This is a genomic window from Afipia massiliensis (assembly GCF_014203115.1).
GTDB classification, from domain to species: Bacteria; Pseudomonadota; Alphaproteobacteria; order Rhizobiales; family Xanthobacteraceae; genus Afipia; species Afipia massiliensis.
The window spans coordinates 174,928-199,465 of the sequence record NZ_JACHIJ010000003.1; the positions used below are offsets into that span (position 1 = coordinate 174,928).

Sequence of the window (24,538 nt, forward strand, 5' to 3'; positions counted from 1 at the left end):
GGTTAGCTGAAAGGCGCATCGCGCGGCGCCACTACGGAGTTTGACGCATGAACTGGTTGACCAATGTTGTCCGGCCGAAGATTCGCAGCATTCTCAAGCGCGAAACGCCGGAGAATCTCTGGATCAAGTGTCCGGATTCGGGGCAGCTCGTGTTCTACAAGGATGTCGAACAGAACCAGTTCGTCATTCCCGGCTCGAACTACCACATGCGCATGGGCGCGGCGGCGCGGCTGAAATCGATTTTCGATAACGAGACCTGGTACGACGTGGCGCTTCCGGAAGTGACCCCGGATCCGCTGAGGTTTCGCGACGAGCGCAAATATGCCGACCGCATCAAGGATGCGCGCACCAAGACCGGCATGAACGACGCCGTGAAGGTCGGCTACGGCAAGCTGGAAGGCAACGCCGTCGTGGTCGCCGTGCAGGATTTCGATTTCATGGGCGGTTCGCTCGGCATGGCGGCCGGCGAGGCCGTCGTGAAAGGCCTTGAACTCGCTGTCGAGAAGAAATCTCCCTTCATCATTTTCGCGGCCTCGGGCGGCGCGCGGATGCAGGAAGGCATTCTCTCGCTGATGCAGATGCCGCGCACCACCGTGGCGATCCAGATGCTGCGCGAAATTGGCCAGCCCTACATCGTGGTGCTGACCAATCCGACCACCGGCGGCGTCACCGCGTCCTACGCGATGCTGGGCGATGTTCACATCGCCGAGCCGGGTGCGCTGATCGGCTTCGCCGGTGCGCGCGTGATCGAGCAAACCATCCGCGAAAAACTTCCTGAAGGCTTCCAGCGCGCGGAGTACCTGAAGGAACACGGCATGGTGGACATGGTGGTCCATCGCCACGACCTGCGTGCGACATTGGGGCGTCTCTGCCGCCTGCTGACCAAGGCGCCGGCTACCGAAGGCTTTGCCGCTGCCGCGCCGTTGCCGCCCGACGTGCCCGCGGTCGCGTCTCCGGCGTGACCTCGCCCGCGGCCAAAGATCCGTCCAGGAACTCGTCGCCGTCCTACGACGACATTCTTGCGCGCCTCGCATCGCTGCATCCCAAGCGCATCGATCTCACGCTTGATCGTATGTGGCGGATTCTCGACCGTCTCGATCATCCCGAGCGGCGCATTCCGCCCGTCATTCATGTCGCCGGGACCAACGGCAAGGGATCGACGGTGGCGTTCCTGCGCGCCATTCTCGAAGCGGCGGGCCTGCGGGTTCACGTTTACACATCGCCGCATCTGGTGCGGTTCAACGAACGCTTTCGTCTGGGCCAGGTCGGCGGCGGTGTGCTGGTCACCGATGACCAGTTGCGCGCGGCGCTCGATCATTGCGAGCGCGTCAATGGCGGAGAGACGATCACGATTTTCGAAATCGAAACCGCCGCGGCGTTTCATCTGTTCGCCGAGCATCCGGCGGATGTTGTCCTGCTGGAGGTTGGTCTCGGCGGGCGGCTCGATGCCACCAATGTGATCGACAAGCCGCTGGCCAGCGTCATCACGTCCGTCGGCATGGATCACATCGAGTTCCTTGGCGATACACTGACAAAGATTGCGACTGAAAAGGCCGGCATTATCAAGAAGGGCGTGCCGGTGATCTCTGCCGAGCAGCCGCCGGAGGCGCTTGTTGTGATTGAGCAGACCGCGAGGCGCGCCCGCGCGCCGCTGCATGCGGCGACCGAAGGCTGGCATGTCAATGTCGAGCACGGACGGCTGGTCTATTCCGACGAGCGCGGTCTGCTGGATCTGTCCGCGCCGCGGCTGTTCGGACGGCATCAGTTTCACAATGCCGGGCTCGCGATCGCAACGTTGCGCGCCATCGATTCCCTGAAGCTCGAGCCGTCAGCGTTCGAGCAAGGCATCGCGCGCGCCGAATGGCCGGCGCGGATGCAGCGGCTGACGTCGGGGACGCTGGTTGCCGCCGCTCCGCATGATTCCGAAATCTGGCTCGACGGCGGACACAATCCTGACGGCGGCCGGGTGATCGCGGCAGCGCTCGGCGATCTCGAGGAGCGGGTGTCGCGCCCACTGGTCGTGATCGTGGGCATGATGGGCAACAAGGACGCCGGCGGATTTCTCGCGAATTTCGCCGGACTGACACGGCATATCATCGCGGTGAAAATTCCTGATCAGGACAATGCCATGGCGCCGGACGTGCTGGCCGATGCCGCGCGTCAGCTCGGCATGCGGGTCGAGACGGCTTCGAGCGTCGAGGCGGCGCTGCGATCGGTCGCGAAGCTTGCCTATGAGGTGCCGCCGCGCATTCTCATCACCGGATCGCTGTATCTGGCGGGACATGTGCTGACCGAGAACGGAACGCTGCCGCAGTAGCTGGAAACTGCTGCAATATCGCCAAGTATTCGATGTCGTCCCCGCGAAAGCGGGGACCCATAACCCACGAACAATTTCCACTTGTCATTCCGGGATGCGCCTCTTGGCGCAGGCCCGGAATCCATGACTGCTTTGCAATCACGTATGGATTCCGGGTTCGCGCGAAGACGCGCGCCCCGGAATGACGGCGGTAATATTGAGCGAGCATGGTCCGCAACATTTCGTGATGGGCATACCAATCCCCGCGCTCTGAACCTCTCTTATGTTCGGCGTGTCCTGTTCGTGAGGGGCGCTTCTCGAGGGCGCTTTGAAGCGGAACAGGATGCGGCGCCTGCGCACGTGTCTCGCACACACGTCGTCCGGGAGGCTGGGGTCAGCGACCGGGCCAACTACGTGGCTCTGCCTTGAGTGGCTGGGCGCGGACAGGATGAACGCGGCGAAAGCCGCCGGATCGGGGCGTGAAAGCGTCCGTCCTGTCCCGGAAGAACGCTCCCCTTGCCCAAAATCGCCGCAGTGGAGCGCCGTGAGGCGATGCGCTTCCTTCGCAAAGGAAGCGAGACAACACATTTGCGCCTCGCGGCGCTCCATGCCCCTCATTTTCGGGGGCACACCTCAAAGCTCACCTCGCGCGATGCGCGGGAGCGATGCTGCGTGCGTGAATGGAAGTGGCTGTTTGAAAATTGGATCAGAGGTTGAAGTGGCGCACGCGCGCGCAACACCCACAATCGTCGTCCCCGCGCAGGGGGGACCCATAACCACTAAACGGTGCAATGATAGCAAGAAGATTGCTCCAGCATTTCCCCCAAATTGATGGCTCAGGGAGTATGGGTCCCCGCTTTCGCGGGGACGACGTGGAGAGAGATCGCGCATAGAGGCAGAACCCTCACCCGAGAAATCGCGCAAGACCTCAGCAAGACGCCCAAACAAAAAACGGCCAGCTTGCGCCGGCCGTTCTCAGATTCATCTGAACGCGCGATCAGACCGCAGCGGTGATCCACTGCTGCAGCTTGGCCTTCGGAGCCGCGCCGACCTGACGCGAGGCCATCTCGCCGCCCTTGAAGATCATCAGGGTGGGGATCGACATCACGCCGTACTTCGACGCGGTCTTCGGGCTCTCGTCGACGTTCAGCTTCACGATCTTGACCTTGTCGCCCATGACGCCGGCGATCTCGTCGAGCGCGGGTGCGATCATGCGGCACGGGCCGCACCATTCCGCCCAGAAGTCGACCACGACCGGGCCGTCCGCCTTGAGAACTTCCGCATCAAAATCGTTGTCGGAAACCTTACCCACACTCATGTGATCTGCCTCATTGGATGAAAGGCGCGGGGTCTGTTTGAAGAATCGCGCGCAAGAAACGTATGACCAACCTATGAATGCGCCCCTGCGGGGTCAAGGCTGGTCACCGCGACGTGTTCCATCGGCCGCCGCCCGGTCTGCGCCGGGAATGGGACCCGATTCAAGGGGTTAGCCCCGCCATTCGGGCCTTGGGACGGCAGGCAGAGCCTAGGAAACCAGCGATTGCAGCTCTGCGTCCAGCGCGGAGGCCGGAATTTCCATCATGGCGGCGGTTTCTGTCCACAGCAGTGCACAGCGCACCTCCCGTCCGGGGTAAAGCCGCTGCAGCACATCACGATAAAGCGCGAGCTGCCGCACATAGGCCTGCGGGGCCTCGGCAGCCGAGCGGGGCGGGGCATGATTGGTCTTGTAGTCGACGATCAGGACATCGCTCGTTGTCACCACCAGCCTGTCGATCTGGCCGGACACCAGCGCGGGCGGCCGTCCGCGCCGCGCCACACGGCCCGCGATCGAGACTTCGGCGCGGCTGCCTTGCGCAAACAGGGGCGCGAAGACGGGCGTTTCGATCAGCGCGATCACTTGCTGCGCGAGCGCGGCGCGTTCGTCTTCTGTGAACCATTGATGCGCGTTGCGCTGAAGGAAATCGCGCGCGGCTCCTTCGCGCCGCTCGATGGCAACATCGGGCAGCGATTGCAGCAGCCGGTGAATCAGTGTTCCGCGCCTCAACGCGCGTTCGCGCGCGGTGCGGGATTCGTCGGAGACGATCGCGCGGCCTTCCGCATCGGCCTCGGACGTATCGGAGGGACGCAGCAGGATGTCGGCGGGCGTTTCCCTGGGCGCGTCGACTTTCAGCCAGTTTGGGAATTGCTCCAGCGCGAGCATTTCCTGAACCGGTGCAGCGGTCTCTGCCGGCGGTTGGGCATCTTTGATGCGCGCATAGCGCTTCACCGGCCCGAATCCGGTTTCAATGATCTCGCATTGCAGGCCGGAGTCGGTGTCCGCAAGACCCTTTTGAATGAGATCGTACCACGACAGCTGCCGCACCGATCGCATGTTGCCCGGCAGCACGCCGCCGACGATCAGGCGATCCGCCGCGCGGGTCATCGCGACATACAGCAGCCGCCGGTACTCGTCTTCGGTGTCGGCTTTCATGGTGTCGCGTGCGGCCGCGACCACAGGAAGATCGTAGGCCTTCTTGCCGGCCCACAGCACGACTGCCGGTGCGTTCGGTGCGGCATTGCCCTGCGGCATGCGGATGAGATTCATCCGCTGGGTGTCCGCCGGCGAGGTGGTGGTATCGACAAGGAACACCACGGGCGCTTCAAGACCTTTCGAGCCGTGCACCGTCATGACGCGGACCTCGTCGCGCGCGATTTCCATGTCGCGTTTGACTTCGGTGTCGGCGGCGCGCAGCCACGCCATGAAGCCTTGCAACGAGGCGGGCGCTTTCCGCTCATAGGTCAGCGCCAGTTCGAGAAATTCATCGATGGCGTCGTCGGCCTCAGGTCCCAGCCGCTTGAGAATGCGCGCGCGGCCGCGATCGCCGCCGAGCAGCCAGGCGTAGAACGAAAACGGCGTCTCCTGCGCAAACCGCTGTTCGTAATTTTCCAGCCGGGTCAGCGCCGCCGCGATCTTGCTGTTGGTTGCGGCGTGTTCAGTGAGCGCGTCGCGCAGCGTACCCTTGCGATGCGGCGCAAGGATTTGAAGGTCGTCGTCGTCGAGGCCGAGCAGCGGGCTTTTCAGCGCCGTGGCGAGCGCCAGATCGTCGCGCGGCAGCAACAGCGCATCGGCGAGGTTCATCAGGTCGATCACCGCGATGTGCTCGGTCAGTTTCAGCCGGTCAGCGCCGGCGACGGGAATGCCCGCATGTTTGAGCGCCTGAATGATCGCGTCGAAGGCGCGGCCGCGCCGCCGCACCAGCACAAGCATGTCGCCGTACCGCAGCGGCCGGCGCTTGTCGCGCGGGCCGGTCATGGTGCGCGCGCCGATCAGCGATTTGATTTCGTTCTGAACCCGCCGCGCCAGCCGCACCTCGGGGCTGGTCTCGGCGATGGCGTCGAACGCCGCGCGCCAGCCCTCAATGTCGTCACGCGCATCGGGAACTTCGATCTCCCACAGATCGACCAGCGCGGGGGCGGCGTCCTGCAGCGCCATGTGCGGCGGCATGCCGTCAAGATCGGTGGTGATGCTCTTGTAGATCTCCGATGTCTTGAAGGTGCTCGCGACCGCCTGCAGCACGCCTTCGCCGGAACGGAACGAATAGGTGAACGACACCGGATCGAAGCGAAGCCCGGCGGCCTCGAACCGTTCTTTCATCTCGCGGCGGCGATGGTCGAATTCACGCGGCGCAGCCCCCTGGAACGAGAAGATCGACTGCTTCTCGTCGCCGACCGCGAAAATCGTGCGCTTAACGCCGTCGCGCGCACCGGCACCCGAGGTGAATTCGGAGGTGAGCCGATCGATGATGTCCCATTGCCGCGGGCTGGTGTCCTGCGCTTCGTCGATCAGGACGTGATCGATGCCGCGGTCGAGCTTGAAGTGCACCCAGCCGGACGACACGTTGGTCAGCATGTCGTAGGTCTTGTCGATCAGGTCGTCGTAGTCGAGCAGGCCGCGCTCCTGCTTTTCGCGACGGTAGTTGTGAGCCGCGGTGGTCGCGATCACAAAAAGAGCCAGGGCACGGTCGCGCTGCATGACCGCGCGCCGCTTCTCGTCCAGTTGAAGGACGCGCGCCTGCTCCGCATCCAGCCGCGCCGCCAGCGCGGACTGCAGCTTCGCGAGCGCCTTGGTCATCAGGGTCTTGCGCGGTCCCGTGACGCCTTTCACTTCCGTCAGAAAGATATCGAGATAGGCCTCGACCTGGGTGCGGTCGGTGAGGCCGTCGGCGATCCGGAAACGTTCGGCCTGCGTGACATCGGCCGCGCTGCCGCCATCGAGCGCCGCCGCGACCGCCTGCCACTCACTGCAAGGCAGGTTCGGACCATCGACGATCTCCCGCTCAACGTCTTCGATGCGCACATCGGCATCGACTCCGAGGGCCTGCGTGACTTGCTTCAGCGCAGCCTCAAAGCTGCCTGCGCTGTCGGACCACTTGATGAAATGATCGCGGCTGAGGCAGGCCTCGCGCACCACGTCCTTGAAGGTCACGTCGGCGGCGGCGGACATCGCGATGTTGAGCGCCCGGCCTGCTGCGCTTTCGGGCGCGCGGGCGGCCTCCAGCAGCACGGCGAGATTGGCGCGCTCCATCATTTCGGTCTGGTCGCGGTCATCGAGCACCGCGAAGCGCGCCGGCACGTTGGCTTCAAACGGAAACTGCTGGAGCAACCGGGTGCAAAGCGCGTGAATGGTCTGCACCTTCAGCCCGCCCGGCGTTTCCAGCGCGCCGGCAAACAGTTTGCGTGCGCGCAGGCGAGCTTCCGCAGTGGCTGTAGGCGCGCCGATGGCGCGGATCGCCTCGTCAAGCTCGCGGTCGGGCAGCGTGACCCAGCGGCCGAGCGTCTCGAACACGCGCTGCGCCATGTTGGCGGCGGCGGCCTTGGTGAAGGTGATGCAGAGAATTTTCTCCGGTGCGACACCGGTGAGCAGCAACCGGATGACGCGATTGACCAGCACATGGGTCTTGCCCGATCCGGCATTGGCCGCGACGAAGGCGGATGCCTCCGGGTTCGACGCACGCGCCTGCGCATCGCGCACGGCATCCGGGATACTCTTGCGCGGAGAGCTCATTCCTCGTCGTCCCCCATGCCGCCGGCGGACCATTCCTTGATGCGCGCGAGGTTGTCGTAGTTGCCGTAACGGTTCTCCCACATCGGCAGGACGACGGAGCGATAGGGCGTGTCCTGATTCTCGAATTCGCGAATCAGGGATTCGAGTTTTTGCAGGGCTTCGTCGGCTGCTTCATCGGCTGATTGCTTCAATTCCAGCACGGTCGCCTTGCCCGGCGGATTGTTGCCGCTGAGCCGGACGTAAACCAGTTCGCTGACCGACGCGCTGGCGGGAATATTGTCGAAACCGCCGCGGCGCAGGATTGCCGCTTCCAGTGTGAGCTGGGGCGACAGGCCAAGACGCACCTGCTTTGCGCTCGGCGGCTGGCCGGTCTTGTAATCGAGGATCGCGTAGCTGTTGTCGGTGCGATGTTCGATACGATCGGCGCGTGCGGAGAGCCTGAACGTGCGATTATTGCCCAGACGGATTGGAATCTCCCCGCGGATTTCGGCATCGACGCGGACAACCTCCGTTCGCCGCCGCGCTTCCCAGCCGGCGAACCAGTCGGCGATGCGCAGGAATCGCGGCCACCACAGGGCGCGCGCCTCGGGTCGCTCCATCAGCGGTGCAAAGTGCGTGCTGCCGATTTCGCGCAAGGCACCGGCCACATCGTCCGGAAGCCCGGTTGCGAACCGGGCGGTGAATTCTCCCAGCGCTTCGTGGATGGCCGATCCGCGATCTGCCGCCGTCAGCGGCATGTCCACCGGATCGAGCGGGGTCAGCCTGAGAATGCGCTTGGCGTAGATCGTGTAAGGATCGCGCAGCCAGTCCTCGATTTCGGTGACAGACATGCTGAGCGGACGAAGCGCGACATCCGGCTTCGGCTCCGGACGCGGCATCGGCACGACATTATCCGGCCGATCGAGTTCGTTAGCATAGCGGACATAGGTGCCGCCCTTGTCCTTGACGCGCGCCCAACGGTCCTTTCCCGCAACGGCCTCCATCCGGTGCAGGAAGCGAGAGGCGACCGCAGGCGCGCCGCCGACTTTCGCCGCGCGCGACAGGATGACGTCGCGGGTGCCGAGCAATTGCGCGAAGTCATGGGCCGACAATCCGATGCGTCGCTCGGGCAGATCGAGACCGAGCTGATGCCGCATCGGGCGGCTCAGCCACGGATCGACGCGCGGCGCGGGTGGCCACACGCCTTCGACGAGACCGCCGAGAATCACGCGGTCGCATTCGGTGAGCCGCGCTTCGAGCGGGCCATAGATGCGAAGTGACGCGACCGACTGCGGCCGGCGCACGATGCGGTCGCCGAACGCAGTCTGGAATACATCCGGGTAGTCGCGGGGGGCGAGCGTCAGGCCGCTTGGCGCGGGTTTGTCGTCGGCGGATATCCCGCAGGCCTGAAACAGATCGTCGAAAGCCTTCGACAGCGCGCTGCCATCGGAGTCCTCAAAAGCGAGAGGGATGCCGTTGTCATCGCCCGACAGGCGCTTGAGCACATCGTGGTGACGCGTCGCATAGTCGATAAGGTCATGCGGCTTGCCCGGCCGCAGATCTTCCAGCGGCTTGAAGGCCGCTGCAAGATCGGTGATCAGCGCCTGCACGGCATCGAGCGACACCTCATCGAGTTGCGCGCGCGGCTCGGAGCGGTGGATCGCGGATGGTTCCTTGCGCCGCAGTTTCCCAAGCTCGGTGCGGAAGCGCGCGAAATCCCGCGCCAGTCCTTCGCTGCCCGCGGCAGGCCGCGTACCGCGCAGCAGCGCCAGTTCGAGATCGCCGATGGCTTTGGTGAAAGCGCCTTGCGCCTGCCCGAGCCGGAACAGCGGATGTTTCAGCAGCGCCAGCAAGGATGGAGGTGCAAGTTCTTCCGCGACGGTTTGTGCCGCCAGCCGCGCGAAAATGCCAGCAGAAGTATCCATCAGGGAATCGCCGCCGGAATCGTCGAAGGCGAGATTCCAGCGGCCGAGCGACGCCATCACGCGGCGCGCCAACGCGCGATCCGGTGTGACGAGCGCCGCGGTGAGATTGTGTTCGCGCGCCTCGCGCATCGCCACCGCGATGGCCAGCGCCTCCATTTCGGGATTGGCGGCTTCGATCAGAGCCAGGTCTTCGGTGCCGGACGCGATGCGCTGCGCGATCGCTTTATCGGCGAGTTGCGTGTGCCACTTTTCACTCGATGTCGCGGGGCGCATCGTCTCGGATGTCAGCACCTCGCGGCCGTGAGCTGAGGAAGCCGCGAGCGGCTCGACGTCCCGGCGCTTGATGCCGAACCGTGCGAGCAGCCCGTGCAACGCGAACTGTGGATGGCTCCAGGCCGCGGGTGTCGCAAGGATGTCGCCGGTGCTCACGGCGCCGCCGATCGATTCCCATGCCGCGTCGTCGAGATCGGTGTCGAGCCCCGGTAGCACCACGGCGCCTTGCGGCAGCTGCGCGATGGCTTGCAGGAACTTCGCGGTGGCGGGCATTGAACCTGTGGAGCCCGCCGCGATCACCGGACCTTTTTGGTTGGCCGCGAGTCGCTTTGCTTCCGCGGCGATCAGCATGTCGCGCCGCGCCGCGGGTTCGATACGTTCGATCTGCGCGAGGTATGCGGGCCAGGTTTCCTTTGCGATCTTCAGGAATTTCAGCGTGTGCTGCCAATAGATGTCGAGTTCGTCCGGCACGATGCCGTCGAGCGCGTCCCAGCCGACGCCGCGCGTGACCATGTCGTCCATCAGTCGCGCCAGGTCGCTGGCCAGCGAGAGGGTCGATGCGGGACTGCCGACGACGAGCGAGGCTGGCTGCAGCTTGGCCCAGGCGGCGACAAGCCGCGCCAGCGTCAACCTGCGTTCGAGGTCGTCCAGCTTCGGCGGCAGAACGGATGCTTCCGGACCGCCAAGCTGCCCGTCGTCGGAGAATTCCAGTTCATCCTCGTCGACACTACCCAGCGCAACGATGCGCGGCAGCACGACGGCGTCGGTTTGCAGTACATCGAGAAACACTTCGCGCGCCATGCGGCCGGCGCGGCGCGTCGGCAGATAGAGCGTGGCGTCCGCCAGCCGTTCGGGATTCGCGCGCGCGTCAAATCCCGCGACGAGCCGGCCATCGACAAGCGCGGAGATCACCGTGTGAAGAAACGGCGCAGATGGAGGGACGTTGAAAACGCGCATGAAAATTCCGATTCGGGATCGGCATCATGGCATGTGAAGGGTGGGCGAGGGGAGTCTTGCGCGGGAGCGATTTGGACGCGTTTAAGCCACGCTGGCGAGCAAGGCTTCTTCCGCGGCCTCGACGGCGTCGGGTGTGCCGACATGCATCCAGAGGCCATCGAGCCGCAATCCGAACAGCCGCTCCTGTTCGTTGGCAGCGTCGAACATCTTTGTCAGGGAAAATTCCCCGGAGGGGGCATTCGCGAAAATCGCGGGCGACATGATCGCGGCGCCGGCATAGACGAACGGCACCACCTGATGCTCCTTGCGTTTGCGCAGGGCGCCGTCGGTCAGCATCGCGTAGTCACCCGACCCTGCATAGCCGATGCTGTTCGCGGTTGGCGCCATCAGCAGCAGGATGTCCATCCGCGCCGGATCGAAGGCGTCTGCAAGACGAAGCAGATTGGGATGCACGCCGTCGATCCACATCGTATCCGCGTTCAGATGATAGAACGGCGCATCGCCGAGCAGCGGCAATGCCTTCACCACGCCGCCGCCGGTGCCGAGGACCACATCGCGTTCGTCGGAGATCACGACGTGCGGCGACTGACGGGTTTGGACATGCTGGACGATCTGGTCGGGGAGGTAGTGGACATTGACCACCGCGGTGGTCACGCCCGCTTCCGCGAGCCGGTCGAGCACATGATCGAGCAGCGGCTTGCCGGCAACCGGCACCAGCGGTTTCGGCATTTTGTCCGTTAGCGGCCGCATGCGGGTGCCGAGACCGGCTGCGAGAACCATGGCTGAAACGGGTTTGGTAGGCATATTGCTGTGCATCTCAACTGGCCCGCGACGATCCTTGGGCCGCTCGCGAAACTGGCGGATGCCGAGCATAGCATCCGAATCGGCGCCGCGCGCCGGCGGCTCAGGCTGTAATGGCACTTTGTGACAGCGGTGCGACTGTGGGGCCGGAGAGGATTTTCGCCGGCCGCAGTGTTAAATTTCCACGACCTGTGAGCCTGAAGGGCGTCGGGCCGGCTTCTTTTTGGCATCGGGCTTCAGGAATCCTGCGCCGATTTGCTCGCCATTGACCCAGGCCAGTTCGCAGCGGCGGTAGGCCAGACCCGTCGAGGATAGCAGCAGGAAAAATTCCTTGAGGTTCAGGCCTTCGACGGAGCCTTCGACGGTCAGCTTCGCGCCGGTCTCGGAAATATCCTCAACCAGACAATTGCGCCGCCAGGTCCCGTCAATGCCCATCAGGTGAGCTGCAAAACCGCGCTCGAAAACCACGCGGTCGCCCACACGTCGTTCAGCTGCCATAAAATGTCACTCCGCTCGCAATTTATCGATCGTCCGCGTTGCATCGCCGGGGCTGCGCTGCACAGTCGTCGGAACCCAAATTACCGGCTGGCTGGCTAACAACCGGTAAAGGCAACGCCGTCAAAACAGCCGCTTTGGTCAGGTCGCGGGCGGGGGGACGTGGGCGGTACACCACTCGCGGAATATTTCCAGCGACGGATGGGCGAGCGCACGATTGAGGTATATCCACACCCGCGGCTGATGCCGCAAGTATTGCGGCTTGCCGTCACGCCGGTTGAGGCGGGCAAAGGTACCGAGCAGCCGTGTATTCCGCTGCGCGGACATGATCGCATACTGCTGGACGAAGGCGGCGGGATCGAAAGCGGAATCGGCGGCTCGCCGTTCCTTGGCGTAGCGGGTCAGCATCGCGATCTCGATGCTTTCGGGCACGTCGATCCGTGCATCCTGCAGCAGCGAGACCAGATCGTAAGCGGCGGGACCCATCACCGCGTCCTGAAAATCAAGCAGGCCGACGCGCCCGATGTCCCTGCGGTGCGCGAGCCAGATCAGATTGGGCGAGTGGAAGTCGCGCAACATCCAGGTCTTCGGCGTGTCCGCGAGCTTCGCAAACAGATCGCCCCAGATCAGCAGAAAATCCGCATGCATGTTGCTGGTCAGCGTCACGCCTTTGTCGGGCAGATACCATTCCGGCATCAGCCCGACTTCGGTCATCATCGCGGCGTCGTCGAACGGCGGTACGATGTAGTCGAGGTGCGGCGCGAGCGGCAGCACGTCGGGCAGTTGTTCCTGATGGAAGGCTGCCAGCATATCCACCGCGGCCTGATAGCGTTCGGCGATAGGCTTCGGTGGATCGCCTTCGATGAAAAGATCGCCGCCGAAATCCTCCGTGATAAGGAAGCCGTCATCCAGATCGGCATGATGGATCGCCGGTGCGGAATAGCCGCGCTCGCGCAGTCCGTTGGCGATGGCGACGAACGGCCTGACATCCTCGGCGAGATGGACCGCCTCGCTGTAGGATTTGCCGTCGTACAGCGCCGGCCCGTCGGGGCGGCGCGGCGAGTTCATCAGGATGGTCGTTTGATCGCCTTTGACCAGCCGCGCATACGACCGCGTCGAAGCATCACCCGGCATGCGCTGGCGTTTGGCCTCCAGGCTGCCTGCAAGTTCGAGGAAGCGCCGCAGCGATGCCAGCCGTTCGACTTTCGCGGTCAGCTTGCCGTAGCCCGTGATCTCGGCGGCGCGCGCACCGGTGCCGAGCGACGGCCGATGGCTGAACGCGATATCGATCCGGTCCGGCGGCAGCATCTGCGGCGCGCGTTCCGGCCATTCGATCAGCGCCACGGTGCCGTCCGGCAGCGGCGACAATCCGATTTCTTCCAGTTCGTCCGGATCGTTGACGCGATAGAGATCGGCATGCAGCAGCGGGAACGACGGCAGATCGTAAGTCTGCGCCAGCGTGAACGTCGGACTCGGCACTTCCAGATCGTCGTCTTGCGCGAGATAACGGATCAGCGCGCGTGCGGCAGCGGTTTTGCCGGCGCCGAGATCGCCCGACAGGGTGATGACGTCGCCCGCGCTCAGGAGCAGCGCGAGGTCGGCCATCAACTGGCCGGTGGCGGTCTCATTCGCCAGTGCGGCATGGAATGTCGAGAGGTCGCTCATTCAGCAGCATTGCGAAAGGACTGGTCGACGGGGAACTCGCAGGTCACAGTTGTGCCCTTGCCGACCACCGAGTCGACATGAACCTTGCCGCCGTGCAGTTCGACAAAGGATCGCACCAGCGACAGGCCAAGGCCTGCGCCGCGATGGCGCGATCCGTTGGCATGGCTCTCGAACCAGTCGAACACCTTGTCCTTGACCTCTTCCGGAATACCGGGGCCGGAATCGGACACGGAAAACACCACGCTGGCGTTGCTGCGCCGCGCGCGCAGAGCCACCGCGCTGTTCGGCGGCGAGAAGCCGACGGCGTTGGCGAGCAGGTTGTAAAGCACCTGGACGATGCGGCGTTCGTCGGCGACGAAATCGCCGATGGCGGGATCGATGTGGACATCGAGCCGGATATTCTCGCGGGCGAGACGATCCTGGATGCCTGCGGTCGCCTCATCGACGGTCTTGCGCAGATCCACCGGCCCGAGATTGAGCTTCATGGCGCCGGCATCGATGGTGGCGAGATCGAGAATGTTGTTGCTGATGGCGAGCAGCGCATCGGTCGAGGTGGTGATGTAGCTCAGATACTCGCTCTGCTTCGGCGTCATTGGCCCGGTCGACGGATCGCCGAGGAAATGCGCGAAGCCGATGATCGACGTCAGCGGCGCGCGCAGCTCGTAGGACATGTGATGAACGAAGTCGATCTTCATCTGGTCGGCGGCTTCGAGCGCTTCGTTGCGCTCGCGCAGTGCTCGCTCGACGTTCACGGTGTCGGTGACGTCCTGGAAGGTCAGCATGGTCGCGCCGTCGGGCAGCGGCATGGTGGTGCAGTCGATGACGCTGCCGTCCTTGCGCTCGAGCTTGAGCGGAACCGAAATCCGGTCGTCGATGCCGGTGATGGCGGCGCGCAGGGTCTGCCAGGTTGCGTCGTCGTCGAACAACGGCCGGCACCACTGCTCGATGGCTTCGATATGCGGCTGCTGCGCCAGCGCTTCCGGGGATAGTTTCCACATCCGCGCGAAGGGCGGATTGAACAGCTGTGCGCGACCGTTGCTGCCGAACACGGCGACCGCTTCCGCCAGATTGTCCAGCGTTTCGCGCTGGACGCGGATCAGGCCGTCGTTCTGCCGCGCGAGTTTCAGGCTTTCGGTAACGTCGTCGAACAGGTAGGTGACGCCGCCTTCCGGATTGGGCGCGGTGACGACGCTGAGCGCGCGGCCGTCCGGCAGGTACCAGGTGTCCTTGGCGGGCTCGATAGCGCGGTAGGCCTCGAACAGTTTGTTCTTCCAGGCGCGGAAGTCCGGTTGTTCGGGAATCTTGCGGGCGACACGGAGCTTGTCGAGCACGCTGGAATCATCAGGATTGTCATCGAGGAACGCGCGGTCGAAATCCCAAAGCCGACGGTAGGAATCGTTGTAGAATGTTAGCCGCCGGGATGCGTCGAACACGGCCACGCCTGACGAGAGTTGGTCGAGCATGCGGCGATGGGCTTCCGCCATGCGTTCCAGCGCCGCGCGCAGGCTCGCGGCCTCGGTCGCATCGACGGCGATCCCGGCGCTGCCGCCCGCCACGTTGAGTGCATGAATGTCGAAGATGCGGCGCTGACCGCCGGTCACAATCGGAACGCGTGCTTCGAAGGCGGTTCTGTCCGCGAGCGCCCGCGCCATGTTGGCGCGATCGTCGTGATCGAGCAGTTCGAGATTGCGTTCGATGGCGTCGGAGACCGAGGCTGCATCGGTCGCCTGCGCGTAGGCGGCGTTGGCGAAGCTGAGCGCGCCGTTGCTGCGGCGGGCCCAGACCGGAAGCGGAACAGCCTCGGCGAAGGCGCGCAGTGCGCCGGTTTCTTCCAGCAGATGATTGTGCCGGATGCTGAGTTCGGCGAGTTCCATCCGAACCCCGGAGAGTTCGCGGATCCGGACGATGGCCTGCCCGCCGATGGCGCGGCCCATCGCCTCGATGGTGCGCCCGGCGGCTGTCGACAGATTGAGCTGAAAGCCTTCGCCGGCCTCGCGCAGGTTGTCGATGGCGTGATCCATCGCAAGCGCCTGTTCCGGAAGCAGCCAGCTTCCGAAGGCGAGGAGCCGCTGCGGGTTGAACGGGTCAGCGCCTTGCGGCATCAGCATGGCCACATCGCCGCTGATGTCGGGACGGTCTTCGCCCGCGGCCCATGAGATCAGCACCTGCGGCTCGGCGAACAGCAGCGCGCGAAAGCGATCCGCCTCGAGCTGCAGCGCCTGATTATCCGACAGCAAACGCGATTCGATGTGTGCAGCGCGCAGCCGGGTGCGCATCAGCAGGATCGCCGCGACTACGGAAAATCCAAGGACCGCAGCTGCGACGCTCAGTGCGGCAACTTCCTGCCGGTCGATGGCTGCGAGGAGCGTCAGCGCGTTCTGGAAGACATCGTCGCGTGCAAAAGCGGGCGCGATGCCGAACAGGGCCGCCGCGCCAAGGCCGACCGCGCCTCCGCGCACAATCGAAGTGCACGACAGCAAGGTCCGCCGCATCCCCTCGATCACGCCTGACATGATCTATCCCAACTGCCGCACACGAATCGAACGACAATATCCTCAACAGGAGTCGCCGGGTAAGAGTCCAGATCGTGAACGTGAATCGCGCTGCAAAATAATGGCTGCGTGAGCGATTGTGCGGTGCGATTCGAGCCTCCGCGAGGATCGATCTACCGCCCGGTGGAACCAAACCCGCCGCTGCCACGATCGGTGGGCGACAGCGATGCAACTGTCACAAGATTTGCCTGCGTCACGGCAGCGATGACAAGCTGGGCGATGCGTTCCCCGCGCCTGATCGTGAATGGCTCGTCGCCATGATTGATCAAAAGCACTGAAACTTCGCCGCGATAATCGGCATCCACTGTGCCCGGCGAATTGAGAACGGTGACACCGTGCTTGAGTGCGAGTCCGGAGCGCGGCCGCACCTGCGCTTCATGGCCGGGCGGCACCGCGATCATCAGCCCGGTCGGCACCAGCGCGCGCTGCCCCGGTTGCATCGTCAGCGGCTTGTCCTCGGGAACCGCCGCCAGAAGATCAAGGCCCGCGGCATGCGCGGTCTGATACACCGGCAGCGCGAGGCCTTCGGCATGCGGCAGGCGCTGGATATCGACGGCAATGGCAGTCGTCATGAATTCTGTTGTCCTATCGTGCTGGCGATTTTTGCGACGAGCGCGTCGGCGACTTCCTCTTTGGTCATCACCGGCCAGGAATCAACCGCGACCTCGGCGTTATCCCGCGTGAGAATGTGGACGGTGTTGCGGTCGCCGCCCATCACGCCGGACGCAGGCGACACATCGTTGGCGACGATCCAGTCGCAGCCCTTGCGCTTCAGCTTCGATGTCGCGTTCTCAATCAGATTCTGGGTTTCGGCGGCGAAGCCGATCACCAGTTGTGGCCGGTTTTGCTGGTGTTTTGAGATCGTGGCGAGAATGTCCGGGTTCTCCACCAATTGCAGCGGCGGCATGCCGCTCGCGGTCTTCTTGATTTTCTGCTCGCCGGCATTTGCGATGCGCCAGTCGGCCACGGCAGCGGCGAAGATCGCGATATCTATAGGCAATGCGGCTTCCACTTGCGCCAGCATGTCGCGCGCGGACTCCACACGGATGACGCGGACGCCGGTGGGATCGTCCAGATCGACCGGACCAGAAATAAGCGTCACGTCCGCACCGGCCTCGGCGGCGGAGGCAGCGATGGCATACCCCTGCTTGCCGGAGGAGCGGTTGGCGATATAGCGCACCGGATCGATCGGCTCGTGGGTCGGGCCAGCCGTGATCAGGATCTTCTTGCCTGCAAGCGGCCCCGTTTGCGGCGGGCGCAGCATCGCCTCTGCGGCGACGGCAATTTCGGTTGGTTCCGACATGCGGCCGACGCCGGCCTCGTTGGCTTCGGCCATCTCGCCGGAATTCGGACCAATGAAGCTGACGCCGTCGTGCGCGAGTTGCGCGACGTTGCGCTTGGTCGCGACGTTGGCCCACATCAGCGGGTTCATCGCAGGCGCCACCAGCACTGGACGGTTGGTCGCGAGCAGGATCGCGGTGGCAAGGTCATCGGCATGGCCCTGCGCCATCTTGGCCATCAGGTCGGCGGTGGCGGGTGCGACGATGATCAGGTCGGTATCGCGGGCGAGGCGGATATGTCCGGCGTCGAACTCGCTCTGGGCATCGAACAGATCCGTGTAGCAGCGCTCGTCGGCCAGCGCCCCGGCGGTGAGCGGGGTGACGAATTGCTGGGCGGCGCGGGTCATGACGCAGCGGACATGGATGTCGCGCTCCTTCAGGCGGCGGATCAGATCGAGCGCCTTGTAGGCGGCGATGCCGCCGCCGATGATCAGCGTGACCCGTGGGAGATCGGTCGCGGACGAGGCGCGGGCCCGGTGCGGCTGGTTTCGCGCGGGGCCTGATGGAGGTTTGACGGCCTGAGGCTCGGCAGCCTCGCGCAAGATCATCCGGACCTCATCCTCCACCGAGCGGCCGGCCTTGGCGGCGCGCAGCCGGAGGCTGGCTTTGAGGGCTTCATCGAGTTTGCGGACGGTCAGGCTGGCCATGACATGCTCCTAAACGAGCGTCATTCATAGCAAACGATAGCATTGCAATCAAATCATGACTGCAATGCCATCAATTTATCGGATGCTCCAGAGAATGCCGAGGAAGGTCAACGCGATCACCCACAGCGCCGCTGTCTGCCAGCGGGTGCGTTTCGCCTCGGCCTTGCCGATGGCGGCGACGGTTTCAGGCGCCAGCACCAGCCCGTCGCGGGTCATCTGGTCGAACTGGTTCAGCACGGCGACCGATCGCGCGGCAATCGCTGGCAGGCCGGCCAGCACCTTGCCGAGGTCGCCGGCGCCGTGCACGACACCTTCGATCTGACCGAGCGGGCCGAGGTTGCGCGCGATCCATTCGCGCACCACGGGATCAGCGGTAGTCCAGATGTCGAGTTTGGGGTCGAAGCCGCGCGCCACGCCTTCCACCACCACCATGGTTTTCTGCAGCATGATCAGTTCAGGCCGCGTGCGCATGTCGAACAGGCCGGTGACTTCGAGCAGCAGCGACAGCAATTTCGCCATCGAGATTTCGTCGGCGGCGCGGTTGTGGATCGGCTCGCCGATGGCGCGGATGGCCTGCGCGAAATTCTCCACCGAATGATGTGCGGGCACATAGCCCGCTTCGAAATGCACCTCGGCGACGCGGTGATAGTCGCGGGTGATGAAGCCCAGAAGAATCTCTGCGAGGAAGCGGCGCTCCTTCAGGCCGAGCCGTCCCATGATGCCGAAATCGACCGCGACCAGCCGCCCGGTGTCGTCGACGAACAGATTGCCGGGGTGCATGTCGGCGTGGAAGAAGCCGTCGCGCAACGCATGGCGCAGGAAGTTCTGGATCACCTTGCGGCCGAGATCCGGCAGATCGATCTGCGCGGCTTCAAGTTTGGCGCGATCGTTCAGCGCGATGCCGTCGATCCATTCCATGGTCAGCACGTGATGGCTGGTGCGGTCCCAATCCACCGACGGCACGCGGAAATCATGATCGTCGCGGGTGTTCTCCGCCATCTCGGACAGCGCGGCGGCTTCCAGCCGCAGGTCCATTTCCATCGCAACCGACCGCGACAACGTATCGACGATCTCGACCGGGCGCAGCCGCCGCGCTTCAGAGGAGATAGCTTCGATCTTGCGCGCAGCAAACATGAAGTCGCTAAGATCGTGGCGAAACCGGCCGCCGACATTCGGTCGCAGCACTTTCACGGCAACGGTCGTGCGGACGCCGTCCTTTTCCACTTCGGCGCGATGCACCTGCGCGATGGAGGCGGCGGCGACCGACTCGCCGAAGCTCGCAAACACCTCAGACACAGGCTTATCGAACGCAGTGACAACCACGGCCTCCGCCTGCGCCTGCGGAAACGGCGGCAGGCGGTCCTGCAGGTTCTCCAGATCGCGCGCCATCGTGATGCCGACCACGTCGGGCCGGGTGGCGAGAAACTGGCCGAGCTTAACATACGTCGGACCGAGCCGCGTCAGCGCGCGGGATAGCCGCCCGCTGGTGGCGGCGCCGCGCCGTTCGATCAGCCGCGCCATGCGAACCGCGAACTGCGCCTGCGGCGGCATGGTGGAGGGATCGGCGAAGCCGAACACGCCTTCGCGCGCGAACACGTAGCCCGCGCGCGCCAGTCTCAGGGTATGAGTGAGAGCAGAAATCACAAACGCCAGCCTGAATGGAGCGCGACAATGCCGCCGGACATGATGTCGTATTTGACGCGCGAAAAACCGGCGGCACGCATCATGTCGGCGAAGGCGTTGGGTTTCGGAAATTGCCGGATCGATTCGACCAGATAGCGATAGGATTCGGCATCGCCGGTGACCGCGCGGCCAAGCTGCGGAATCACGTTGAACGAAAACAGGTCATAAATTCTGTCGAGGCCGGGCACATCGACGGATGAGAACTCCAGACACAAAAACCGCGAGCCGGGCTTCAGCACACGATAGGCCTCGCTGAGCGCAAGCGGGATGCGCGGCACATTGCGAATGCCGAAAGCGATGGTGTAGGCGTCGAAGCTCTTGTCCGGGAAGGCGAGCGCTTCCGCGTTGCCTTCGACGAACGACACCTGATGATCGAGATGCTGCGCTACCGCGCGCTCGCGGCCGACGGCGAGCATCTCGGTGTTGATGTCGCAGACGGTAGCCTGGAATCCGTGGCCTGCGGCCTTGGCCGCGCGGAAAGAAATATCTCCGGTGCCGCCGGCCACATCGAGCAGCGCAAACGGCGCGTCTGTCCGCGGCGGGTTGAGCGCGGTGATCATCGCTTCTTTCCAGAGCCGGTGCATGCCGCCCGACATCAGGTCGTTCATCAGGTCGTAGCGCTTTGCCACGCTGTGAAACACCTCGTTCACCAGCGTCTGTTTCTCGCCAAGCTCCACATCCCGGAAACCGAAATGCGTCGTTCCGTCAGGCCGTTCCATACTTTGCCTATCCAAGCGGCTTTTTGCGGCGGGACCATAGCCTGTCACGCCGGAGCGCGCTACATACCCTGTCGGAAAGCGCAGGCCTGAGGCGTCAAGGTTAATGCGCAAATTGCCTAGTGTGGTGGTTCGCAAGTCCGCATCGTGTCTTCGGCGCGTTCTTTTGCGGGCTTGCGAACCAAAACCACACTAGAATCTATAGTTGCTAGTGTCCTGTTGAATCCGAAGTTCGCTCCAGCAGGTGCTGCAAAATGAAGCGAACTTCGGATTCAGGACACTAGGGGTTGCCCATGCCCATCGAGTTCAGCCGAGTCATTCCCACCCTGCGGATGTTCGATATCGCCAAGGCGCGCGAATTCTATTTCGATTATCTCGGCTTCAAGGTCGATTTCGAGCACCGTTTTGAGCCGACACTGCCGCTGTTCATGGGGATTTCGCGCGGCGGGATCCAGCTTTACCTCAGTGAGCATCACGGCGACGGTTCGCCCGGTGTTCATATCACCATCGACACGGTCGGACTTGCCGATTACCACGCCGAACTCGCGGCGAAGGGCTACAACTACATGCGTCCGGGCCTCGAGAAGCAGCCTTGGGGCGCGACGACGATGACCGTGTACGATCCATTCTCAAATCACATCACCTTCTCAGAAGAGAACAAGCCGTCGTGATGACCGGGGTTGCCGATGCCTGAACTACCCGAGGTCGAAACCGTCCGCCGCGGCTTGCAGCCGGTGATGGAGGGGCAGCGGATCGCGCGCGTCGAGACACGCCGCGACGGTCTGCGGTTTCCGTTCCAGAAGGATTTCGTCGCACGTCTCGAAGGCAGGATGGTCAGCGGCCTCGGCCGCCGTGCGAAATATCTGATGGCCGACATGGAAAGCGGCGACGTGCTGCTGATGCATCTCGGCATGTCCGGCTCGTTCCGCGTGACGCTTCCCGAGGGCGAGAGCACGCCGGGCGACTTCCACTATCCGCGCAGCGAAAACCGGACCCACGATCACGTGGTGTTCCACATGGCGTCCGGCGCCATGATCTCGTTCAACGATCCGCGCCGCTTCGGTTACATGAAGATCGTTCCGCGTTTGGAGATGGATGCCGAGCCGCTGCTGCGTGGCCTCGGGCCCGAACCTCTCGGCAACGAATTCGATGCTGCGATGCTGGCCCAGTCCTGTGCCGGCAAGAAAACGTCGTTGAAAGCTGCGTTGCTGGACCAGCGCGTGGTCGCGGGTCTCGGCAACATCTATGTCTGCGAGGCGTTGTTCCGCTCGCACCTGTCGCCGAAGCGGGAAGCCTCGACGCTGGCGTCGCGCAGTGGCGCCGCTACCGATCATGCCAAACGCCTGGTCGGTTCGATCCACACCGTGCTGAACGCGGCAATCAAGGCGGGCGGCTCGTCGCTGCGCGATCATCGCCAGACCGATGGCGAGCTTGGATATTTCCAGCATTCGTTTCTGGTCTATGACCGCGAAGGCGAATCCTGCAAGACACCGAAATGCCGAGGGACCGTGAAGCGATTTACGCAAAACGGCCGGTCGACGTTCTGGTGCCAGACTTGCCAGAAGTAGATCAGACCCTTCTGAACAACGCCTAGCATCCGCAACGTCTCAACACGTCGTCCCCACGCCGGCGGAAATCGCCGCGCGGACGAAATGGCAGAATGGTGACAGACTCCGGCGCATAAGGCGGCACGGTGACGAAACGGTGCATGCTATTTTCCCGCCTGGGCGCAAGGTGATTGCAGTGCAATCACACGTTCTCCGCCGCCAGCGCCGAGTTACTTCCGCACGCACACCAGCCGTAGCACCGATGCCTTGGCATCGGACGCACCTGAGGCGGGCGTGACGCCTTTCGCCTTCATGAAGTCGCGCACGGCTTCCGCGGACACGAGCAGAGCCTGAGACGGCAGCGGCGTGCCTACTGGCCCGGCGACGATCGCGGGTTTCAGCCGGGCAATGCCAGCGAACTTTCCGTCACTATCGAGCGCCGCCGCGCCGGAGAAGCCCAGCGCCGGCTCAGGTGAGAGCGTTGTGTCGGTAACCGCGAGCGTTGCAGTTGCAGTGACGGTTGTCACCGCATTGCGTCCGCCCTGATTTTGCGGATCGGCAATGCCAGTGACGTTGACATTGGGTTTCGTCGCGCCGTTGCCAGCCATCGCCAGCGGCTTCAATCCGCTCGCGCCGTAGATGCGCAGCAGCGCCAGTTCGCGCGACTCGTCGTCGGCGACGCGGGTGGCGTTGCCGTAACCCGGCACGGCGATGGTCATGCAGCCATCGGTGCTCTGACGATCCGCAACGATCGCGCCGTCGGTGCTGGCGACGATGCCGGTGGAGTACTCGACCTTCTTGCGCGGCGGCGGGCCAGCCTGCGCCACGTTGCCGGGGAACGGATTGTATGCACTCGACATCGCCACCGTGACCGGGATCATGGTGCCTTCGGTGGCCTGATCGTAGAGGATGGTGAGAACGCGGACTTCATCGTTGCGCGTTTGCCCGCGGATGTAGAATTTCTTCAGGCCCTGCGATCCAGACAGTACGAAGAAATCCGGTTTCACCACGCTGTAGTCGGCCTTGCGCGCGTTCAGCTTCTTCTCGCTGGCGGCGACGGTTGCGGTGGTTGCGCCAGCTTCCTTGCGGCGCAGGAATTCGATCTGGATAGTGCCGGTGGCGGAAGACCATTTGGTGCCGTTGACGTCGCTGACGATCAGCGGCACCAGTTTCGACGGCAGGCCGATACGCGCGCCGCTGGTGGCGTCGCTGACGATCTTCCAGCCGACATTGTCCTGCAATTTCTTTGCGGCCGCTGTGAGCGCACCGCGCTCCTGCGCGTTCAGCACGCCGGTTTCCTTGGCGCCGTGGTCTTTCTGAAAAGCCTTAATGGCGGACACCATCCGGTCGCTGGCCTCGCCGTTGATGACGCCGTTGTAGAGGCTGACCCAGGCCAGGTCCGACTGGATGGCAAGACGCTCGGCCTGCTCCATCGCCTTGGCGGTATCGACCGGGGTTTGCACCGCCGGGCGGATCGGCACTGTCGTTACCGGCTTGGGCTTGATCTGCGCCGGCGCCTGCTTGGGCTGCGGCGGCTGCTTGGCGGCCGGCGTCTGCGCCACGGCGGTGCCGAGCGTGGCAGCCATCATCAGCGTGAGGGCGAACGGCAGTTTCATGAACGGTCTCATTGCTGGTAATAAGCGCATCCGAGCATAGAGCATGATCCCGAAAAACGGATACCGGTTTTCGGGCATCAGGCTGGAGTAGCGATCGTTTGTCCACGACATCAGTGCTGTGGTTCGACCGATGCGGAAAAATAGCTGACGCGAGAGTGATGAAACCGGGATGCTGACATCTGAAGAGCTGGAACGCTATGCGCGCCATATCGTGTTGCGGGAGGTCGGCGGCCCCGGTCAGGCGGCGCTGAAGGCGTCGCGCGTGCTGGTGATCGGGGCAGGCGGACTCGGCGCGCCAGCGCTGATGTATCTCGCTGCGGCGGGCATCGGAACCCTTGGGGTGGTCGATGACGATGCCGTGTCGCTGTCCAATCTGCAGCGCCAGATCATTCACGCCACACCGGATGTCGGCCGTCCGAAAGTGGATAGCGCGGGCGACAGGATTCTGGCGCTCAATCCGCACGTCACGCTACGCACCCATGCGGTGCGGCTGAATGCGGCGAATGCACTGGACCTGATCGGAAACTACGATGTCGTTGTCGATGGCTCCGACAATTTCGCCACGCGCTATCTGGTGTCGGACGCCTGCTATCTGGCGAAGAAAACGCTGATCGCCGGTGCGCTCGGCGTGTTCGACGCGTCGCTGACCACGATCCGCGCGCACGGGACGGATGCGAACGGCAACATGAATCCGACCTATCGCTGCCTGTTTCCGGAAGCGCCGCCGCCGGGCACCACGCCGACCTGCGAGGAAGCGGGCGTGCTCGGCGCGCTGGCCGGCGTGCTCGGCTCGATGATGGCGTTGGAGGCGATCCGCGAGATCGTCGGTTTCGGTGAAAGTCTCGTGGGGCGCCTGGTGATGATCGACGCCCGCGCGATGCGCTTCGAGACGCTGCGTTACGCCCGCGATCCGTCAAATCCGCTCAACGGCGACACGCCGACGATTACGGATTTGAGCGGGCATAAGTAACGTAACGATCACACGTCATCCTGAGGTGCGAG

General features: G+C 63.9%; 17 protein-coding genes. 5 read left to right on the top strand and 12 right to left on the bottom strand.

The genetic code is table 11. The features are described from left to right. The first annotated feature begins 47 nt into the window (after nucleotides 1-47). Nucleotides 48-962, top strand: coding sequence for an acetyl-CoA carboxylase, carboxyltransferase subunit beta (gene accD, locus HNQ36_RS10430; RefSeq protein ID WP_184084483.1), 915 nt, complete (start codon nucleotides 48-50; stop codon nucleotides 960-962). A gap of 110 nt (nucleotides 963-1,072) precedes the next feature. Next, a complete protein-coding gene (locus HNQ36_RS10435; protein ID WP_246395370.1) occupies nucleotides 1,073-2,317 on the top strand; it encodes a bifunctional folylpolyglutamate synthase/dihydrofolate synthase in 1,245 nt (414 codons plus the stop codon). Between the two features lie 976 nt (nucleotides 2,318-3,293). Here the strand turns inward: HNQ36_RS10435 and trxA are convergent. The 11 genes from trxA to ubiE form a co-directional block, all read right to left on the bottom strand. Beyond that, nucleotides 3,294-3,614, bottom strand: a complete 321-nt coding sequence (gene trxA, locus HNQ36_RS10440; protein WP_046828281.1) for a thioredoxin — start codon at nucleotides 3,612-3,614, stop codon at nucleotides 3,294-3,296. Nucleotides 3,615-3,821: 207 nt separating this feature from the next. Then, the gene (addA, locus tag HNQ36_RS10445) at nucleotides 3,822-7,340 is read right to left on the bottom strand and encodes a double-strand break repair helicase AddA (protein WP_184084490.1); all 3,519 of its coding nucleotides are present in this window, start codon (nucleotides 7,338-7,340) and stop codon (nucleotides 3,822-3,824) included. Beyond that, the gene (gene addB, locus HNQ36_RS10450; protein WP_184084493.1) at nucleotides 7,337-10,474 is read right to left on the bottom strand and encodes a double-strand break repair protein AddB; all 3,138 of its coding nucleotides are present in this window, start codon (nucleotides 10,472-10,474) and stop codon (nucleotides 7,337-7,339) included. The genes addA and addB overlap by 4 nt, the downstream gene beginning before the upstream one ends. Nucleotides 10,475-10,555: 81 nt before the next feature. Then, nucleotides 10,556-11,278, bottom strand: a complete 723-nt coding sequence (locus HNQ36_RS10455) for a nucleotidyltransferase family protein (RefSeq protein ID WP_184084496.1) — start codon at nucleotides 11,276-11,278, stop codon at nucleotides 10,556-10,558. 171 nt (nucleotides 11,279-11,449) lie between these two features. Then, nucleotides 11,450-11,773 carry a PilZ domain-containing protein gene (locus HNQ36_RS10460; RefSeq protein ID WP_184084499.1) on the bottom strand — a complete coding sequence of 108 codons (324 nt, stop codon included), beginning with the start codon at nucleotides 11,771-11,773 and terminating at the stop codon, nucleotides 11,450-11,452. Between the two features lie 138 nt (nucleotides 11,774-11,911). Further along, on the bottom strand, nucleotides 11,912-13,435 hold the full coding sequence (gene tsaE, locus HNQ36_RS10465; RefSeq protein ID WP_184084513.1) for a tRNA (adenosine(37)-N6)-threonylcarbamoyltransferase complex ATPase subunit type 1 TsaE: 1,524 nt from the start codon (nucleotides 13,433-13,435) through the stop codon (nucleotides 11,912-11,914). Further along, nucleotides 13,432-15,948: a PAS domain-containing sensor histidine kinase gene (locus tag HNQ36_RS10470; protein WP_184084529.1), complete on the bottom strand. Its 2,517-nt coding sequence runs from the start codon at nucleotides 15,946-15,948 to the stop codon at nucleotides 13,432-13,434. The genes tsaE and HNQ36_RS10470 overlap by 4 nt, the downstream gene beginning before the upstream one ends. A 152-nt stretch (nucleotides 15,949-16,100) precedes the next feature. Further along, nucleotides 16,101-16,559: a dUTP diphosphatase gene (gene dut / locus HNQ36_RS10475; protein WP_184084532.1), complete on the bottom strand. Its 459-nt coding sequence runs from the start codon at nucleotides 16,557-16,559 to the stop codon at nucleotides 16,101-16,103. After that, nucleotides 16,556-17,974: a bifunctional phosphopantothenoylcysteine decarboxylase/phosphopantothenate--cysteine ligase CoaBC gene (gene coaBC / locus HNQ36_RS10480; protein ID WP_184084535.1), complete on the bottom strand. Its 1,419-nt coding sequence runs from the start codon at nucleotides 17,972-17,974 to the stop codon at nucleotides 16,556-16,558. The genes dut and coaBC overlap by 4 nt, the downstream gene beginning before the upstream one ends. Before the next feature lie 75 nt (nucleotides 17,975-18,049). Continuing rightward, nucleotides 18,050-19,618 (bottom strand): 2-polyprenylphenol 6-hydroxylase, encoded by a 1,569-nt coding sequence (ubiB, locus tag HNQ36_RS10485; RefSeq protein WP_184084538.1) that lies wholly within the window; start codon nucleotides 19,616-19,618, stop codon nucleotides 18,050-18,052. Then, entirely contained in the window at nucleotides 19,615-20,376 is a 762-nt protein-coding gene (ubiE, locus tag HNQ36_RS10490) for a bifunctional demethylmenaquinone methyltransferase/2-methoxy-6-polyprenyl-1,4-benzoquinol methylase UbiE (protein ID WP_184084541.1), read from the bottom strand. The genes ubiB and ubiE overlap by 4 nt, the downstream gene beginning before the upstream one ends. 290 nt (nucleotides 20,377-20,666) lie before the next feature. On the opposite strand from ubiE, the gene HNQ36_RS10495 reads away from it, so the two are divergent. Continuing rightward, on the top strand, nucleotides 20,667-21,044 hold the full coding sequence (locus tag HNQ36_RS10495) for a glyoxalase superfamily protein (protein WP_184084544.1): 378 nt from the start codon (nucleotides 20,667-20,669) through the stop codon (nucleotides 21,042-21,044). Between the two features lie 15 nt (nucleotides 21,045-21,059). Continuing rightward, complete coding sequence (gene mutM, locus HNQ36_RS10500; RefSeq protein ID WP_184084546.1) at nucleotides 21,060-21,941, top strand: bifunctional DNA-formamidopyrimidine glycosylase/DNA-(apurinic or apyrimidinic site) lyase; 882 nt, start codon at nucleotides 21,060-21,062, stop codon at nucleotides 21,939-21,941. A gap of 209 nt (nucleotides 21,942-22,150) precedes the next feature. Here mutM and HNQ36_RS10505 read toward each other — a convergent pair whose 3' ends face one another. Then, nucleotides 22,151-23,536 carry a peptidoglycan-binding domain-containing protein gene (locus tag HNQ36_RS10505; RefSeq protein WP_184084547.1) on the bottom strand — a complete coding sequence of 462 codons (1,386 nt, stop codon included), beginning with the start codon at nucleotides 23,534-23,536 and terminating at the stop codon, nucleotides 22,151-22,153. A 169-nt stretch (nucleotides 23,537-23,705) separates the two neighbouring features. Here HNQ36_RS10505 and HNQ36_RS10510 point away from each other — a divergent pair, with 169 nt between their 5' ends. Then, on the top strand, nucleotides 23,706-24,506 hold the full coding sequence (locus tag HNQ36_RS10510; RefSeq protein ID WP_184084549.1) for a HesA/MoeB/ThiF family protein: 801 nt from the start codon (nucleotides 23,706-23,708) through the stop codon (nucleotides 24,504-24,506). Nucleotides 24,507-24,538 lie beyond the last annotated feature (32 nt).